The sequence below is a fragment of the Tepidiforma flava genome, assembly GCF_027594505.1.
Lineage (GTDB): Bacteria > Chloroflexota > Dehalococcoidia > Tepidiformales > Tepidiformaceae > Tepidiforma > Tepidiforma flava.
In genome coordinates this window covers 662,034-676,995 of the sequence record NZ_CP115149.1, presented here as the reverse complement: position 1 = coordinate 676,995, position 14,962 = coordinate 662,034, and the positions used below count along the sequence as shown (strand labels likewise).

Annotated in this window: 17 protein-coding genes; 5 read left to right on the top strand and 12 right to left on the bottom strand. The window is 70.9% G+C overall.

Going from position 1 to position 14,962, the window contains the following annotated elements; translation table 11 throughout:
* Positions 1-8 precede the first annotated feature (8 nt).
* The 4 genes from pstB to O0235_RS04190 all read right to left on the bottom strand — a co-directional run bounded on the left by pstB (position 9) and on the right by O0235_RS04190 (position 4,048).
* Positions 9-812 carry a phosphate ABC transporter ATP-binding protein PstB gene (gene pstB / locus O0235_RS04205; RefSeq protein ID WP_279348177.1) on the bottom strand — a complete coding sequence of 268 codons (804 nt, stop codon included), beginning with the start codon at positions 810-812 and terminating at the stop codon, positions 9-11.
* A gap of 99 nt (positions 813-911) precedes the next feature.
* The gene (gene pstA / locus O0235_RS04200) at positions 912-1,835 is read right to left on the bottom strand and encodes a phosphate ABC transporter permease PstA (RefSeq protein WP_270057286.1); all 924 of its coding nucleotides are present in this window, start codon (positions 1,833-1,835) and stop codon (positions 912-914) included.
* Positions 1,832-2,800 carry a phosphate ABC transporter permease subunit PstC gene (gene pstC / locus O0235_RS04195; RefSeq protein ID WP_270057285.1) on the bottom strand — a complete coding sequence of 323 codons (969 nt, stop codon included), beginning with the start codon at positions 2,798-2,800 and terminating at the stop codon, positions 1,832-1,834. The genes pstA and pstC overlap by 4 nt, the downstream gene beginning before the upstream one ends.
* A gap of 153 nt (positions 2,801-2,953) precedes the next feature.
* The gene (locus O0235_RS04190) at positions 2,954-4,048 is read right to left on the bottom strand and encodes a PstS family phosphate ABC transporter substrate-binding protein (RefSeq protein ID WP_270057284.1); all 1,095 of its coding nucleotides are present in this window, start codon (positions 4,046-4,048) and stop codon (positions 2,954-2,956) included.
* 325 nt (positions 4,049-4,373) lie between these two features.
* On the opposite strand from O0235_RS04190, the gene O0235_RS04185 reads away from it, so the two are divergent.
* On the top strand, positions 4,374-5,051 hold the full coding sequence (locus tag O0235_RS04185; RefSeq protein ID WP_270057283.1) for a response regulator transcription factor: 678 nt from the start codon (positions 4,374-4,376) through the stop codon (positions 5,049-5,051).
* Between the two features lie 74 nt (positions 5,052-5,125).
* Entirely contained in the window at positions 5,126-6,649 is a 1,524-nt protein-coding gene (locus tag O0235_RS04180) for a sensor histidine kinase (protein WP_270057282.1), read from the top strand.
* Here the strand turns inward: O0235_RS04180 and O0235_RS04175 are convergent.
* From O0235_RS04175 to O0235_RS04160, 4 genes are read right to left on the bottom strand one after another with little or no spacing between them, the layout of a single operon-like run.
* Positions 6,600-7,562 carry a phosphotransferase family protein gene (locus O0235_RS04175; protein WP_270057281.1) on the bottom strand — a complete coding sequence of 321 codons (963 nt, stop codon included), beginning with the start codon at positions 7,560-7,562 and terminating at the stop codon, positions 6,600-6,602. The two genes, O0235_RS04180 and O0235_RS04175, sit on opposite strands and share 50 nt — an antisense overlap.
* Positions 7,562-8,497 carry a phosphotransferase family protein gene (locus O0235_RS04170; RefSeq protein WP_270057280.1) on the bottom strand — a complete coding sequence of 312 codons (936 nt, stop codon included), beginning with the start codon at positions 8,495-8,497 and terminating at the stop codon, positions 7,562-7,564. Before O0235_RS04170 ends, O0235_RS04175 begins: the two co-directional genes overlap by 1 nt.
* A gap of 44 nt (positions 8,498-8,541) precedes the next feature.
* On the bottom strand, positions 8,542-9,318 hold the full coding sequence (locus O0235_RS04165; protein WP_270057279.1) for an SDR family NAD(P)-dependent oxidoreductase: 777 nt from the start codon (positions 9,316-9,318) through the stop codon (positions 8,542-8,544).
* A gap of 1 nt (position 9,319) precedes the next feature.
* The gene (locus O0235_RS04160; protein WP_270057278.1) at positions 9,320-10,270 is read right to left on the bottom strand and encodes an SDR family NAD(P)-dependent oxidoreductase; all 951 of its coding nucleotides are present in this window, start codon (positions 10,268-10,270) and stop codon (positions 9,320-9,322) included.
* A gap of 148 nt (positions 10,271-10,418) precedes the next feature.
* On the opposite strand from O0235_RS04160, the gene O0235_RS04155 reads away from it, so the two are divergent.
* Genes O0235_RS04155 through O0235_RS04145 form a run of 3 tightly spaced genes read left to right on the top strand, consistent with a single transcriptional unit; the run spans position 10,419 to position 11,676 of the window.
* Complete coding sequence (locus O0235_RS04155; RefSeq protein ID WP_270057277.1) at positions 10,419-11,174, top strand: PIG-L deacetylase family protein; 756 nt, start codon at positions 10,419-10,421, stop codon at positions 11,172-11,174.
* Between the two features lie 27 nt (positions 11,175-11,201).
* Positions 11,202-11,348: a hypothetical protein gene (locus O0235_RS04150; RefSeq protein WP_270057276.1), complete on the top strand. Its 147-nt coding sequence runs from the start codon at positions 11,202-11,204 to the stop codon at positions 11,346-11,348.
* A gap of 40 nt (positions 11,349-11,388) precedes the next feature.
* On the top strand, positions 11,389-11,676 hold the full coding sequence (locus tag O0235_RS04145) for a DUF503 domain-containing protein (protein WP_270057275.1): 288 nt from the start codon (positions 11,389-11,391) through the stop codon (positions 11,674-11,676).
* Between the two features lie 9 nt (positions 11,677-11,685).
* Here the strand turns inward: O0235_RS04145 and O0235_RS04140 are convergent, their stop codons facing one another.
* Genes O0235_RS04140 through O0235_RS04125 form a run of 4 tightly spaced genes read right to left on the bottom strand, consistent with a single transcriptional unit; the run spans position 11,686 to position 14,929 of the window.
* Positions 11,686-12,600, bottom strand: a complete 915-nt coding sequence (locus tag O0235_RS04140) for a glycosyltransferase family 2 protein (protein WP_270057274.1) — start codon at positions 12,598-12,600, stop codon at positions 11,686-11,688.
* Positions 12,579-13,211 (bottom strand): serine O-acetyltransferase, encoded by a 633-nt coding sequence (locus O0235_RS04135; protein WP_270057273.1) that lies wholly within the window; start codon positions 13,209-13,211, stop codon positions 12,579-12,581. Before O0235_RS04135 ends, O0235_RS04140 begins: the two co-directional genes overlap by 22 nt.
* Positions 13,195-14,148: an ABC transporter ATP-binding protein gene (locus O0235_RS04130; RefSeq protein WP_270057272.1), complete on the bottom strand. Its 954-nt coding sequence runs from the start codon at positions 14,146-14,148 to the stop codon at positions 13,195-13,197. The genes O0235_RS04135 and O0235_RS04130 overlap by 17 nt, the downstream gene beginning before the upstream one ends.
* The gene (locus tag O0235_RS04125; protein ID WP_270057271.1) at positions 14,138-14,929 is read right to left on the bottom strand and encodes an ABC transporter permease; all 792 of its coding nucleotides are present in this window, start codon (positions 14,927-14,929) and stop codon (positions 14,138-14,140) included. Before O0235_RS04125 ends, O0235_RS04130 begins: the two co-directional genes overlap by 11 nt.
* Between the last annotated feature and the right edge of the window lie 33 nt (positions 14,930-14,962).

The window sequence follows — 14,962 nt, the reverse complement described above, 5'->3', positions numbered from 1 at the left end:
CTGACGCCTTAGCCGAAGCGGCCGCTGATGTAGTCCTCGGTCCGCCGGTCCTTCGGCGTCGTAAAGAGTTCCTCAGTGGGCCCGTATTCTACCAGCTGCCCCGTCACCTGCTCGTCGGTGAGCATGAATGCGGTGTAGTCCGAGACGCGGGCCGCCTGCTGCATGTTGTGCGTCACGATGATGATGGTGTAGTCCTTCACGAGCTCCCGCATCAGGTCCTCGATCTTCAGCGTCGCGATCGGGTCCAGCGCCGAGCACGGCTCGTCCATCAGGATGACGTCGGGCTGGTTCGCAATCGCCCGCGCGATGCAGAGCCGCTGCTGCTGCCCGCCCGAAAGCGCCAGCCCGCTCTTCTTCAGGTTGTCCTTCACTTCTTCCCAGAGCGCAGCCCGCCGCAGCGACTGCTCCACCAGCTGGTCCAGGTTCCCCTTGAAGCCGTTCACCCGCGCGCCGAAGGCGACGTTGTCGTAAATCGACTTCGGGAAGGGGTTCGGCTTCTGGAAGACCATTCCGATGCGGCGCCGCACCTCGACGGGGTCGATGTCAGGCCCGTACAGGTTCACCCCGTGGTAGTACAGGCTGCCCTGGATGCGGACCGTCGGGATCAGGTCGTTCATCCGGTTGATGCAGCGCAGCAGGGTGCTTTTCCCGCAGCCGGAGGGCCCGATGAGCGCCGTCACCTTCCGCGCCGGGATCTTCATGGAAACGTTCGTGAGCGCCTGCTTCGGCCCGTACCAGAGGCTCAGGTTCTCGATCGTGATGGCGATTTCGCCCTCGGGCTCGACGATGGCGCCGGGCTGCGCCTGCGCCATCGGCCGCTCGAGCGTCCCTTCCGCAGCCCGCTGCCCAGTCGATGCCGGCCGGAGGTCCACGCTGTTGCTCATGTTCGAAAAGACTCCTTCCCCCGCGGCCTACCAGGACCGCCGGAACTTCTCGCGGATGACCACCGCGATGAGGTTGAGGCCCACCACCAGCGTCATGAGCACGATGATGCCCGCCGCCGCGTTAACCCTGAAGCCTTCCTGCGGCAGCGTCGTCCAGTTGTAAATCTGGATCGGCACCGTCGTGAAGCTCTGCATCAGGCTCGTGTTGTCGAAGGCGATGAACGCGAAGGCCCCAATCATGATGAGCGCCGCCGTCTCGCCGGCCGCGCGCGCAATCGCCAGGATCACGCCCGTCATGATGCCCGGGATCGCGCCCGGCAGGATGTGATGCCACACCGTCTGCCACTGGGTCGCCCCCAGCGCCAGCGACCCGTCCCGGATGCTCGGCGGCACCTGCCGAATCGCCTCCACCGAGGCGATGATCGTCATCGGCAGGATCATGAGCGTCAGCGTCAGCGCGCCCGCGAGGATGGTCGGCCCCAGGCTCGGGAACAGCGTGATGCCCCAGAGGTCGAACCCCCGCACGAAGACCGCCAGCCCGAGGATGCCGTAGATGATGCTCGGCACGCCGGCCAGGTTCGAAATGTTCAGCCGCACCAGCTCCGTGAACCAGTTCCGCGGCGCGAACTCCTCGATGAACAGCGCCGACCCGATCGCCAGCGGCACCGCCATTACGATGACCGCCCCCATCAGCCACAGCCATCCCAGCAGCGACGACCGCAGCCCCGCGTCCAGCGGCCGCCGCGACGGGTACGACGTCAGAAAATCCCAGCTCAGCCGCTCCCACCCCAGCCGCACGACGTCCTGCATCAGGTACACCAGCACGAACACCGCCAGCATCGTGGCCGAAAAGAGCACCCAGCGCGACATGCGCGACAGCCGCTGCCGCCGCGCCACGTGCCCCGTCGCCTTCAGGGTGAACGGCGTCCCCGTCTCGCTCGCCGCGCTCATTCGTACTGCTCCTTGAACTTCTTCACGATGATGTTCGCCGCGACGTTCGCGCAGAAGGTGAAGATGAACAGCGTCGAACCCACCGCGAAGATCGAGGTGTAGTCCACCGTGCCGCGCGCCGAGTCGCCCAGGCCGATCGCGAGCATGTAGCCCGTCATGGTCTGCACGCTGTTCAGCGGGTTCAGCGTGATCTGCGGCGTCGAGCCCGCCGCCACCGCCACGATCATCGTCTCGCCGATGACGCGCGCCACCGCCAGGAGCACGGCCGCGATGATCCCGCCGAGCGCCGCCGGGAACACCACCCGGAACGCGACCTCCAGCCGCGTCGCCCCGAGCCCGTACGCTCCCTCCCGCAGCTCGCGCGGCACGTTCGACATCGCGTCCTCCGAAACTGAGGCGATGGTCGGCAAAATCATGACCGCCATCACGATGCTCGCGCTCAGCGCGTTGAAAATCGGCACCCGGTCCTGGCCCAGCAGCGGCCGCAGGATGTCCTGCGTCACGACCGTCAGCGCGAAGAACGCGTACACCACCGTCGGCACGCCGGCCAGCGCCTCCAGCACCGGCTTCAGGATGCGCCGCGTGTTCGGGTGCGCATACTCGCTCAGGTAGATGGCCGCCGCCAGGCCGAGCGGCAGCGCCAGCACCATCGACCAGAACAGCACGTTCAGCGTGCCGAAGACCAGCGGCCAGACGCCGAAGTGGGCAGGTTCGAACTGCGGTGTCCACTTCGTGTCGAAGATGAAGTCCCGGAGCGGAACCTCCATGAAGAAGGCCCGCGTCTCCTCCGCCAGCGTCAGCACGATCAGGACGGTCGTAATCATCGAGACCGTGCCGCACAGCCAGAGGGACAGGACGATCAGCCGTTCGAAGGGCGCTTTGCTCCAGCGCTTGCGCATCGCGCGCTCGAGCTCAGCACCCCGCAGCTGCGCGCTCGCTCCCGTAATCGGCAAACTTTCCTGCATCTTCCTCGCCTCAGTCGATGCCGGACGGCGCCGGCGCCTGCGTCATCTTCGCCGACGAACCCCGTCTCGTCTTCCCCGTAAAGACGTTGCGGCAGGGGCCCATCCGGGCCCCTGCCGCGCACCCGGCTGCAGCGCGGCCGGGCATGGACGTCACTACTTCAGTTCCGCCGGGAGGAATGGGTCCACCTTCTCCTGCTGCTTCGCCAGCAGGTCCTTCGGCAGGCTCACGTACCCGACGTCGGCAGCGAGCTCCTCCATGTTGTCCACGTAGAACTTCACGAAGCCGAGGACGTCCTTCCGCTCCGTCAGGAGCTGCTTCGTCGTGTAGATGAAGAGCGGGCGGCTCAGGGGCTTGTACTTCCCGCTCAGCGCATTCTCGAAGGTCGGCTCGACGCAGCCGTTCCCGCCGTCGATCGCCACCGCCTTCAGCTTCCTGCCCTCGTTCAGGTAGTAGGCGAAGCCGAAGTACCCGAGGGCGTTCTTGTTGCCCTCGACGCCGCGGACGAGGACGTTGTCATCTTCCGATGCCGTCGCGTTCGGCCCCGTCGCGCGGTGGGCCGGCTCGTTGTTCTTCTCGCCCCGGAGCTTGATCGCCTCCTTGAAGTAGTCGAACGTGCCGGAGTCCGAGCCCGGGAAGAAGAACTGGATGGTCTCGTTCGGCCACTTCGGGTCCAGGTCGCTCCACTTGATCGGCGTGCCGCCCTGGTCAGCCTGGAACGCCTTCTGCAGCTGCGCCGGCGTCATGCACGTCGCCCACGTGTTCTGCGGGTTCACCACCACGGTGAGCGCGTCGATCGCCACCTGGATCTCCACCAGGTCCGATTCCGCGATGCCGTTCGCCGCGCAGGCGTCCTTCTCCTTCTGGCTGATCGGCCGGGACGCGTCGGAGACCTGGATCTCCTTGCGGCAGAACTTCTCGAAACCGCCGCCCGTGCCGGAGAGCGCCACGTTCGCGCGGACACCGCGGGCGACCTTGCTGAATTCCTCAGCGACCGCCTGGGAAATCGGGAACACCGTCGAGGAACCGTCCACGCGGACCTCCCCGCTCAGGCTCGCGTACCAGTCCTTCAGCTTGTCGGCTGCCGCCTTCGTCGGCGTCGCCGCCGGCGTCGTCCCGCTGCCGCCGGCTGCGGTCGGCGTCGCGGCGTCGTCATCGTCGCCGCCGCACGCCACGGCAACGACGGCGATGAGAGAAACGAGCGCGCCGAAGATGAGCGCCCACTTCCCTCCCCTCTTGGTTCGAAGCATCACGTATCTCCCCTGAAGTCAGTATGGTTGGTGCTTCGCCCGGCATGCTCACCCCGCACCTTTAACCCCGGTTTAACGCTCTCCGGCGCTGCGAAACTCCCCGCGCCGACGTTTTACACGCCGTTTGCAGCCTCATGCGGATTCCGCGGCGGCGTACCCGCACCATACCGCCAGGTGGCGGGCGGCTGACGGCCCCGCCCGCCTGCCGCCCCTCAGGCGCCGGGGGCCCGCAGCCTGCCAGTCCCCCGTCCCGGCATCGCTGCCGGGTGGCAGGCTCCCGGGTTCCCGGCGCATACTCGCATCACACCCCCGGCCAAAGGCGCCCATGGCCCAGAAAATCCTCCTGGTCGACGACGAAGCCAACATCCGCGACCTCAACGCCCTCTACCTCGAAAAAGAGGGCTACACCGTCGAGCATGCCGCCGACGGCCGCGATGCCCTCGCCCGCTTCGCCCAGTCGCCCCCGGCGCTCGTCGTCCTCGACGTCATGATGCCCGGCCTCGACGGCTTCGAAGTCCTCCGCGAACTCCGCCGCGAGAGCGACGTCCCGGTCATCATGCTCACCGCCCGCAGCGACGACATCGACAAGATCGTCGGCCTCGAACTCGGCGCCGACGACTACATGGCCAAGCCCTTCAACCCCCGCGAACTCGTCGCCCGCGTCAAACGCATCCTCCACCGCGTCGAAGGCGGCCGGAAACCCCAGAACACCATCGCCGTCGGCAACCTCACCGTCGACAAGGCCCGACGCGAAGCCCGTGTCGATGGCCAGCTGCTCGACCTCCGCACGAAAGAGTTCGACCTGCTCGTCGCCTTCGCCGAAAACCCGGGCATCGCCCTCACCCGCGACCAGCTCCTCGGCTCCGTCTGGGGCTACGACTTCGCCGGCGAAACCCGCACCGTCGATGTCCACGTCCAGCACCTCCGCTCTAAACTGGTGAACGCGACCGTCCAGATCGAGACCCTCCGGGGCGTCGGCTACAAACTCATCGAACCCGAGTGACCCGGTCGTCCATCCTCCACCGGGAGACCGGAGCGCTATGACCCGGCCGCGCCAGCCCGCCCCCCACCGCCGCCATGGGTAGCCTCCAGGTCCGCCTCCTCTTCACCTACCTCTTCATCATCGCCGTCACGCTCTTCCTCGCTGCCCTCTCGCTCTTCCTCCAAATCGGCGGCTACCGCGACGACATCTCCTACGGCAACCTCGAAGACCTCGGCCGCCTCATCAACGCCCAGGCGAACGCCGAACTCCAGGCCCGGCTCGAAACCGCCCCCGGCGACCCCGTCCCCACGACCAACGACCTCCTCCTCACGCTCCGCAGCTTCCTCGGCCGTCCCAACCGCGTCTCCGCCGAGACGGCCCTCGCCCTCGTCGATGCGAACGGCCGCGTCATCCCCGGCCTCACCTCCGCACCCGCCGACCTCGCCCTCGACGACGCCGTCGTCCGCGACCTCGTCAGCCAGCCGCCGCCCGCGCCGGGCACCCCCGCCTCCCTCGAGCCGCGCCGCTGCCGCCTCGATGTCCCCGGCCGCGAGCCGCTGCTCTGCGTCTCCATGGCCCTCGAGCCCGAAGTCCTCCAGGCGCTGGCCGAGACCGGCGCAGCCGCGATCATCGTCGCCCGCCCGGCCGCCAGCCTCGGCGAAATCGTCGGCGACCTCATGCCCCGCCTCCTCTTCTCCGGCCTCATCGGCGTCGCCGCCGCCCTCGTCCTCGGCTTCGCCTTCAGCCAGAGCGTCGCCTCGCCGCTCCGCAACATCGCCCGCGCCGCCCGCTCCGTCGCCCGCGGCAACTACCGCCAGCGCGTCCCCGCCACCGGCCCCCGCGAAGTCCGCGACCTCGCTGCCAACTTCAACCGCATGACCGAAGAAGTGCAGCGCTCCCAGCAAACCCTGCGCGACTTCCTCGCCAACATCTCCCACGAGCTGAAGACCCCGCTCACCTCCATCCGCGGCTTCAGCGAAGCCATCCTCGACGGCACCATCGACGACCCCGCGGGCATCCAGCGCTCCGCCCGCATCATCAGCGACGAATCCGCCCGCGTCCTCCGCCTCGTCCAGGAGCTGCTCGACCTCTCCCGCATCGAGTCCGGCCAGGTTTCGATGGAGCAGGAGGACGTCGACCTGCGCGAGCTCTTCGCCCACCTCGCTGATGTCTTCTCGCTCCGCGCCGAAGAGCGGCAGGTCACGCTCGAATTCGCGCCCGCCGGCACTGCCCGCGTGCGGGGCGACTTCGAACGGCTCGAACAGGTCCTCAACAACCTCATCGATAACGCCCTCCGCTACACGCCGCGGGGCGGCACCGTCCGCGTCGCCTGCCGCGACCTCCAGCCCGGGACCCTGCAGGTCGCCGTCAGCGATACGGGCCCGGGCATCCCGCCGGAGGACCTCCCCCACCTGTTCGAGCGGTTCTACCGCAGCAGGCACACGCGCGAATCGAACGACGGCCGCAAAGGCCACGGCCTCGGCCTCGCCATCGCCCGCGAAATCGTCCGCGCCCACGGCGGCGAAATCTGGGCCACGAGCGAACTCGGCCGCGGCACCACCTTCGTGTTCACGCTCCCCATCGCGGGCCGAGCAGCACCGCGAGCCGCCGCGCGATGACTTCCAGCGTGTGCCCCGTCGAGAGCGCGCCGAAGCGGCCCGCCCAGCCAGCCATCACTACCGCCATGCGGTAGAGTCCCAGCGCCTCGTAATACTCCAGCGCCGTGAGCTGCCGCCCCGTCACTCCCGCGTAGGCCTCCGAGAGGAGCGTCTCGCCCCGCGGACCGCCCATCCCGCCGAAGACCGTCTGCAGCGCGGCGTAGAAGCCGAGGTCCGAGCGCGGGTCGCCCAGCCCCGCCAGCTCCCAGTCGACCACCGCAACCACCCGGTCGCCCTCGAACAGGTAGTTCCCCGGGTTCGGGTCGCCGTGGAGCAGCGCCGTGCGCGCGTCTGCGGGCTGGTTCGCGCGCAGCCATTCGCCCAGCGCGATGAGCAGCGGCGCCCTCCCGATGCGGAGCCGCTCCGCGCGCATCCGCCACGGCCCGAGTTCCGCCTCCAGCGGGTCGTCGGCGGACCCCTCAGCGAGAAACGCGAGCCCCGCGGCCTGCCAGTCCACCGCGTGGATGCCGGCGAGCGCCTCCGCCGCTGCCGCCAGCCGCGGCGACCTCCCGTACCAGAAAAGCGGCAGGGTCTCCCCGCGCACCCGCGCCATCACGTAGAACGGCGTGCCCAGCACCTCGCCCGTCGGTTCGAACCACGCCGCGGCCGGCACCGGCACCGCCGTCGCCCCCAGCGCCCGCAGCACCCGGAACTGCCGGCCGACGTCGTACGGGGCGAGGATGCCGTCTTCCCGCTGCGGCCGGAGCACCAGCGGCAGCGTCCACGTCAGCCCGTCGGCCCGGACCCGGAGGTCGAACGCGACCGTTTCATTGCTCGCGCCGGCCGGCATCGCCCGCGGGTTCGCCACCTCGACCGCCTCCGCCGCCGGGAGATGCGCCGCGAGGTAGGCCGCCAGCCGCGCCGTCCAGTGCATCAGGCCAGCTCGGCGAGCGCCATCTCGAGCAGCTCGCCCGCCCGCTCCAGCGTGTACCACGGCGCGCTGCCGTTGCCGTACCGGCGCCAGCCGTAGTGGATGACGCCCAGCTGCCACAGCCACGCGGCCCGGAACCAGCGCAAATCGCCCGGGTCGCGCCCGCTCGCCGCCGCGTACCGCACCGCGAAGGGCATCCGCTCTGCCGGCCCGAACGGCGCGCCCTTCAAATGGGAGAGCGCCAGCAGCTGCCCGATGTCCATCCGCGGATCCGAAATCTTCGCCTGCTCCCAGTCGACCACCGCGACCACCTCGCCGCCCCGGAAGAGGTAGTTGAACACGTTGATGTCGCCCTGGCAGAGCGCCAGCCGGCCGTCAGCCGGCACCGCTGCCCGGAGCCGCGCCAGCCCCTCCCGCAGCATCGGCTCGCCGGCGCAGCCGAAGGCCAGCATCCGCCGTTCGATGGCCGCGAGCTCCGCCTCCAGCGCCTCCCGGGGGCCCCGCGGCACGCCGAGGAACGCCAGCCCCGCCGCCGCCCAGTCCACTGCGTGGATGCGCGCCACCATCCGCGTGAAGGCGTCGAAGTCGGCATCCGGCGCCAGCCCCATGTGCGGCGCGTCGACCCACTCGAGCACGATGAACGGCGCGCCGAGCACCGCCGGGTCCGGCTCCATCCCGAGCAGCCGCGGCACCGGCACCGCCGTCCCCGCCAGCGCCGCGATGACCCGCCCCTCCCGGATGACGTCGTACGGCTCGAAGATGCCGCGCTCGCGCTGCAGCCGAAGGCAGACGGTCCGCGGGCCGCTCCCCAGCAGCTCTGCCCGGCAGGTGATGTTCGATGCCCCGCCGTCGACCGGCGTGATCGAGGCCACCCGGGCGTCGCCGAAGCCGGGCAGCCGGTTCAGCCACGGTTCGAAATCCCCCGGCCGCGGCACCATGCCGCCGATTCTACCCCGGCGGGCCGCTGCTCACCCCGCCCGCGTCAGCGCGCGTCGTAGCCGCCGTCCACCGGGAGCACTGCGCCCGTCACGAACGAGGCATCCTCGCTGGCGAGGAACGCGACCGCCGCCGCGACCTCCTCCGGCCGCCCCAGCCGGCCGATCGGGTGGAGCCCGGTGAGGAACTCCTCCGCCGTCTCCATGCTCCGGATCTCTTCCGTCATCGGCGTCACGATGTAGCCCGGCGCGACGGCGTTCACCCGCACCCCGCGCGGCCCGTAGATGATGGCGAACTGCCGCGTCAGGCCGACCACGCCGTGCTTCGCTGCCGTGTACGCCCCCGCGCCCGGCAGCACCGGCGACCGCTCCGCCCCGGGCAGCGGCGGCCCCACCAGCCCGTTCAGCCCGGCCACCGACGCCGTGTTCACGACGGCCCCGCCGCCCAGCTCGGCCAGCTTCGCGCAGCCGTGGAAGCACCCGTAGTACACCCCGGTCAGGTTGACTGCGATGGTCTGCTCCCACGAATGCCCGCGGCCGCCGATGCCCGCGTTGTTGAACACCACGTGGAGGCCGCCCAGCTCCCGCACCGTCCGGTCGAGCGCCGCCTGGAAGGCCGCCTCGTCGGTCACGTCGAGCGGAATCGCGATCGCCCGGCCGCCGTGCTCGGCGATGCCGGCCGCCACCCGCTCGGCGCCCTCCCGGTTGATATCCGCGCAGGCGACCGCCGCCCCCTCGGCGGCGAAGCGCAGGGCCGCGGCCTCGCCGATGCCCGACCCTGCGCCCGTCACGAACGCCACCCGGCCGTCGAACCGGCCGGCCACCCTACGCCTGCTCCGGCGGCCGCGGGTTCACCAGCCCCGCGCCCAGCGTCCCCGGGAAGACTTCGATGAGCGACTCCAGGTCCCAGCCGCCCTTCTTGTAGATCGTCTTCTCGCGCGTCGGCAGGCTCATCAGGCTGATCTCATCGCCGCCGACGATGAAGTCGCGCCCGTTCACGTTCGCCGCTTCCGGCAGGCAGAGGTAGACGACCAGCGGCGCGACCAGCTCCGGCGCCATCGACGCGATGCGCGCAATCGCTTCCTCGGCCGAGGACTGCGGTGCTGCGGGCTCCTGCCCCTGCGCCGCGAGCTGCGCCCGCCGCGCCCGCGCCGCCTCCATCTCCGGGCTCAGCGTCAGCCGCGTCGCCGCCCGCGGCCGGATCGCGTTCGCCGTCACCCCGTACTTGCCGAGGTCGAGCGCCAGCGTGCGCGTCAGCCCGACGATGCCCTCCTTCGCCGCCGCGTAGTTCGCCTGCCCGAGATTGCCCAGCCCGCTCTCCGAACTCGTGTTCACGATGCGGCCGCTCCGCTGCTGCCGGAATACCATCGCCGCGTGCTTGGTGATCGTGAAGTGCCCTTTCAGGTGGACCGCGATAACCGCATCCCACTCCGCCTCGGTCATGTTGAAGATGATCCGGTCGCGCAGGATGCCCGCGTTGTTCACGAGGATGTCGAGCCGGCCCCACGTGTCGAGCGCCTGCTTCACGATCGCCTCGCCGTCCGCCATCGAGGTCACATCGCCGAAGTTCGGGACCGCCTCGCCGCCCATCTTCTTGATTTCGGCGACCACCTCCTCGGCCGGCGTCGTGTCCTTCCCCTCGCCGGCCGCGCTCCCGCCCACGTCGTTGACGATGACGCGGCAGCCTTCCCGCGCGAGCGCGAGCGCCTCCGCCCGGCCGATGCCGCGGCCCGCGCCAGTCACGATTGCCACTTTGCCTTCCAGTCTCCCGGGCATCTCCTGTTCGAACTCCTGTGCAGGGGTCTTGGCGGCCGCCGGGGAACGCCGAAGCCCCTCCCGCGGCCGGCCGAGAATCTACCACCTCGGCCCGGCGCTGTCTTTCGGCCCCCGCGAACGATTCCTCCGCCCGCGGTACGATCCGCGCATGCCCCGCATCCTCGCGCTCGTTCCCCATCCCGACGACGAGGCCTACAGCGTCGGCGGCACCCTCGCGCTCGCCGCGCGCGCCGGCTGGACCTGCACCGTCATCGCCTGCTCGGCGGGCGAGGCCGGCAACTGCTACACCGGCGAAGCCGTTCGCCCCGCCGACGTCGGCGCGCTCCGCCTCCGCGAGCTGGCTGCCGCCTGCGCCGCGCTCGGCGCCTGCCCCGGCGTTTCCCCCCGGCTGGCCGACGGCGGCCTCGCCCGGTTCCCCCGCCTCCCCAGCGTCGTTGCGGCCGCTATCGACGCCTGCCAGCCTGACCTCGTCTTCACCCTCGGTCCCGACGGCGCCTACGGTCACCCCGACCACCTCGCCCTCCACCGCGCCGTCATCGCTGCCGTCGAGGCGATGCCGGCGCCGCCGGCGCTCCTCTTCGCCGCCTTCCCGCGCGGCCTCTTCCGCCCGCAGTACGAGCTCTGCCGGCCCCTCCTCGGCGACCCGCCGGCGCTGGCCGCCGCCGACCTCGGCGTGGAGGCCCCCGACTTCCGCATCCCCATCCGTGCGGCGGCGCCGGCCAAGCTCGCCGCCATCGCCGCCCACCGTTCGCAGCTCCCCGGCGGCGAACCGGAGGCGATCTTCCCGCCCGGCATCGTCCGCGCCCTGCTGGCCGAGGAGTGGTTCCTCCTCCACCGGCCCGCCGATATGCGCCGCGTCGCGCCCCTCCTCTTCGCCCTCGACGCCGCGCAGCCGGGAACCTGAGCCGCCCCTGCCAGCGTCTCCCGGGGTGTGGCGCGCTCCGCTCAGCTGCTCGAGGCGCTCCGCGGCGACGCGTCGCCCGCCTGGATCGCCGCCCTCGTCATCGGCGGCGCCCTCCTGCTGCTGTTCGTGGTGCTCCTCGGCGGCCCCCGCGACGACCGGCCGCGCCGCCGCTGAAGCCGTCGCTCCTGCCGGGCGCGCTCCCTACACTCACCTGGTGACCGTCGGTGTCCTCCGCATCACCCTCCGGCTCCCCAGCCGCTCGCTGAAGGAGAAGCGCGCCATCGTCCGGCCTATCGTCGAACGCCTCCGGAGCCGCTTCAACGCCGCCGTCGCCGAGGTCGACGCCCTCGACGCAGCCGGGAGCGCCGTCATCGCGGCCGCCGTGCTCTCGAACGATGCCCGCCACGCCGACGAGCAGCTCGCCGCCATCGCCGCCGCGGTGCAGGAGTGGCGGCCCGACGCCGAACTCCTCGACCTCGAAACCGAACTGCTCGACGCCTGACCGCGTCCGTCAGCGCCGCGGCCCCATCCGCCCCAGCACGAAATCCCGCATCCCCGCTGCCGTCGCGCGCGCGAGGTCGGCGCGGCCCTGCCCCAGCCACAACCCCATTCGCGCCGCCCGCGTCGCCGCATAGTAGGCGAAGAAGGCTGCGAACGGCAGCAGCCCGCGGTGCTTGCGGATGAGGTACGGCCGGTTCCGCGCGAGGTAGTAGCAGCCGAACGCGCTCGCCTGCCCGCCCAGCGTGGCCCCCTTCCGGTGGTACACCACGGACCGCGGCTCGAAGAAGATCCGGTAGCCTGCGGCCCGCGCCCGCCGGCAAAAATCGGTGTCGTCGTAGTACACGAAGAAGGCGTCGTCGAGCAGCCCCACCTCCCGGAACGCCCCCGCCGGCACCAGCAGGCAGGAGAGGTTCGCCGTCTCGATGGCGTGGGGGTAGCAGTCAGCCGGCCCCTCCCGCCGCCCCAGCACCCGCCGCCTCCACGTCCCCCGCCACCAGTCGAACGCGCCCGCGGCGTCGTCGAGGATGCCCGGCTGCCCCGCGAGGTAGGTCTTCGGCGCGACCAGCGTCCGCGCGTCGGCCAGCGCGGCGAGCGGCTCGAGGAAGCCCGGCGTCACCTCCGTGTCGTCGTTCAGGAAGAGGACGTAGCCGATGTCCGGCCGCGCAAGGATCTCCCGGAGCGCCCGGTTGCAGGCCCCGGTGAAACCGAGATTCTCGCCGTTCTCCAGCACACGCGCCCCCGGCATCCGCTCGCGCACCATGGCCGCCGAGCCGTCCCTCGAACCGTTGTCGACCGCCCACAACTCCCACGCCGGGTAGGTCACCCGCTCCAGCGCATCGAGGTACGCCGGCAGGTGCGCCGCCGCGTTCGTCGTCACGGTCAGGATGGCGATGCGCGGGGTGCTCACGCCTTCGGCGGCTCCCACCGCTCCGTCTCCCGCCGCCGGCCGCCCGGGATCGCCCGCGCCGGCACCCCGACCGCCGTGTGGAAGGCCGGGATATCGCTCACCACCACCGCGTTCGCCCCGATCTTCACCCCCTCACCAATCTTTATCCGGCCGACGATCTTCGCGCCGGTCCCGATGTTCACGTCGTCGCCGATTTCCGGCCCCCAGAGCTCGAACGGCTTCCGCGAGCTGTTGCCGATGCCCAGCGTCACGAACGGGTTGATCTCGACCCGCCGGCCGATCCGCGTCCAGCCGTCCAGCACCACGTGCCCGTGCGCGATCAGCAGCCCCCCGCCCGCACGCACGTGGTTGCCGATCGTCACATCGAACAGGAACGAATTCAGCCGCGAAACGAGCGTCGCCAGCCGCGGGAACCCGCTCTCGTAGAGGAACACCTGCACCCGGTAGAGCACGACCGCCGGGAACATGTGGACCGCGAACAGCAGATAGAGGAACGTGAACCACGCCGGCCGGTCCGCCCGGATGAGCCCGAACGTCCGCGGCCACTGCGCCTGCAGCTCGACATCCTCCCGCAGCAGGGCCTTCATCTCGCGCCAGGCCGTCCGAATCCGCTCAATCCGCCCGCGCATCGCTCCCTGCTCCCTGCCCGGCCTGTTGCTGCCGGAGCTTCTCGTGGAAGGCCGGGTTCTGCTCCAGCGCCGACGCAAAGGCCGCCGCCCACTCGGGGTCCTCTTCCAGCAGCCGCCGCACCCGCTCCTCGTCGGCTGCCATCCCTTCGTCGATCGCCTGCCGGATCTCCGGCGACGTCTCGGCCAGCCGCTCGAGGTGGAGGCCGACCACCTTCCGCGGCGCGCCGATCGCCACCATCCGGCCCCGCTCCATGAGCGCCGCCCGGTCCGAAAACCGCTCCACCGCGCCGAGGTCGTGCGAGACCATCACGATCGTCACGCCCCGCGCCTGCAGCTTCGCGATATGGTCGTAGCACTTCTCCTGGAACTTCGCATCGCCGACCGCCAGCACTTCATCGACCAGCAGGATCTCCGGGTCCATGAACGCCGCAATCGCGAAGCCCAGCCGCACGTACATCCCGGACGAGTAGGTCCGCATCGGCTGGTCGATGAACTCCCGCAGCCCCGCGAACTCGACGATGCCCGGCAGCAGCGCCTCCATCTCCCGCTTCGTCAGCCCCATCAGCAGCCCGTTCATGATGACGTTTTCCCGGCCGCTCACCTGCGGGTGGAAGCCGCTCCCCAGCTCCAGCAGCGTGCTCACCCGACCGCGCAGCTCGACCGTCCCTTTCGTGGGCTTCGAAAGTCCCGCCAGCAGCCGCAGCAGGGTGCTCTTGCCGCTCCCGTTCGCCCCCACGATCGAGAAGAACTCGCCCCGGCGGACCTCGAACGAGACGTCGCGCACGGCCCACAGCTCCCGCCGCTGCCGGTGCCGCCACGCGGCGAACGCCTGCCCGGGATGGAGCAGCGTCGTCTTCAGCGCCTGCCCCGGGACCGCGAGCGGGTAGCGCCGCGAGACGCCGCGCGCCGCCAGCACGACCTCCCCCTCAGATGGCATCGGCGAACCCGTCCTCCAGCCGCCGGAACGCCCCCCAGCCGGCCGCCAGCGCCAGCGCGGTCAGCCCCGCCGAGGCGGCGAGGTGGTCTGCCGCGGGCATCGCGCCATCGAGCAGGATGCCCCGCCACCCTTCCATGATCGGCGCGAGCGGGTTCGCGTACGTCAGCCAGCGGTAGCCCTCCGGCACGAGGTCGGCGCTGTAGATGATCGGGGTCGCGTAGAAGAGCAGCGTCAGCAGCACCTCGGTGATGTGTTCGAGGTCGCGGAAGTAGACCGTCACGCTCGCCACGAACAGCCCGATCCCCGTCACCAGCCCCAGCTGGAGCGCGAAGATGAGCGGCAGCCCGAGCCACGCCGCCGTCGGCCCGTTCCCCGCCGCGATCACGAACCCGATGAGGACCGGCAGCGACAGCGCGAACTGGAGCGTCGCCCCCAGCACCGTGCTGAGCGGCAGCACCGCCCGGGGGAAGCGGACCTTCTTCAGCAGGCCGCCGTTGCCGATGAAGCTGCCGGCCGCGCCCTGCACCGCGCCCTGGAACCAGAACCACGGGAACAGCCCCGCCAGCAGGAACTCTGCCGTGATGCCCGTGCCGAGCACCCGCCCGAGCGCGAACGCCAGCACCGCGCCCAGCGCGAGCGGCCGCGCCAGCGACCACGCCCAGCCCAGCACGCTCCCCTGGTAGCGCAGCCGCAGGTCCCGGCTCGTGAGCGCCGTCACCAGCTCCACCGCATTCCGCAGGCTGCGGCCCTGCGCCGGCCGGGCCATCGCCATCGCCGTCATGCCGCCAGTATCGCCCGCCCGAACCTGCCGGAG

Bases quoted from the DNA above. Each gene is read 5' to 3' on its own strand.
- O0235_RS04125 (WP_270057271.1), bottom strand. From the start codon at position 14,929: ATGACGGCGATGGCGATGGCCCGGCCGGCGCAGGGCCGCAGCCTGCGG.
- O0235_RS04170 (WP_270057280.1), bottom strand. From the start codon at position 8,497: ATGGTGCCGCGGCCGGGGGATTTCGAACCGTGGCTGAACCGGCTGCCC.
- O0235_RS04185 (WP_270057283.1), top strand. From the start codon at position 4,374: ATGGCCCAGAAAATCCTCCTGGTCGACGACGAAGCCAACATCCGCGAC.
- O0235_RS04130 (WP_270057272.1), bottom strand. From the start codon at position 14,148: ATGCCATCTGAGGGGGAGGTCGTGCTGGCGGCGCGCGGCGTCTCGCGG.
- pstB (WP_279348177.1), bottom strand. From the start codon at position 812: ATGGCGCAGGCGCAGCCCGGCGCCATCGTCGAGCCCGAGGGCGAAATC.
- O0235_RS04180 (WP_270057282.1), top strand. From the start codon at position 5,126: ATGGGTAGCCTCCAGGTCCGCCTCCTCTTCACCTACCTCTTCATCATC.
- O0235_RS04175 (WP_270057281.1), bottom strand. From the start codon at position 7,562: ATGCACTGGACGGCGCGGCTGGCGGCCTACCTCGCGGCGCATCTCCCG.
- O0235_RS04155 (WP_270057277.1), top strand. From the start codon at position 10,419: ATGCCCCGCATCCTCGCGCTCGTTCCCCATCCCGACGACGAGGCCTAC.
- O0235_RS04160 (WP_270057278.1), bottom strand. From the start codon at position 10,270: ATGCCCGGGAGACTGGAAGGCAAAGTGGCAATCGTGACTGGCGCGGGC.
- O0235_RS04135 (WP_270057273.1), bottom strand. From the start codon at position 13,211: ATGCGCGGGCGGATTGAGCGGATTCGGACGGCCTGGCGCGAGATGAAG.
- pstC (WP_270057285.1), bottom strand. From the start codon at position 2,800: ATGCAGGAAAGTTTGCCGATTACGGGAGCGAGCGCGCAGCTGCGGGGT.
- O0235_RS04190 (WP_270057284.1), bottom strand. From the start codon at position 4,048: ATGCTTCGAACCAAGAGGGGAGGGAAGTGGGCGCTCATCTTCGGCGCG.
- pstA (WP_270057286.1), bottom strand. From the start codon at position 1,835: ATGAGCGCGGCGAGCGAGACGGGGACGCCGTTCACCCTGAAGGCGACG.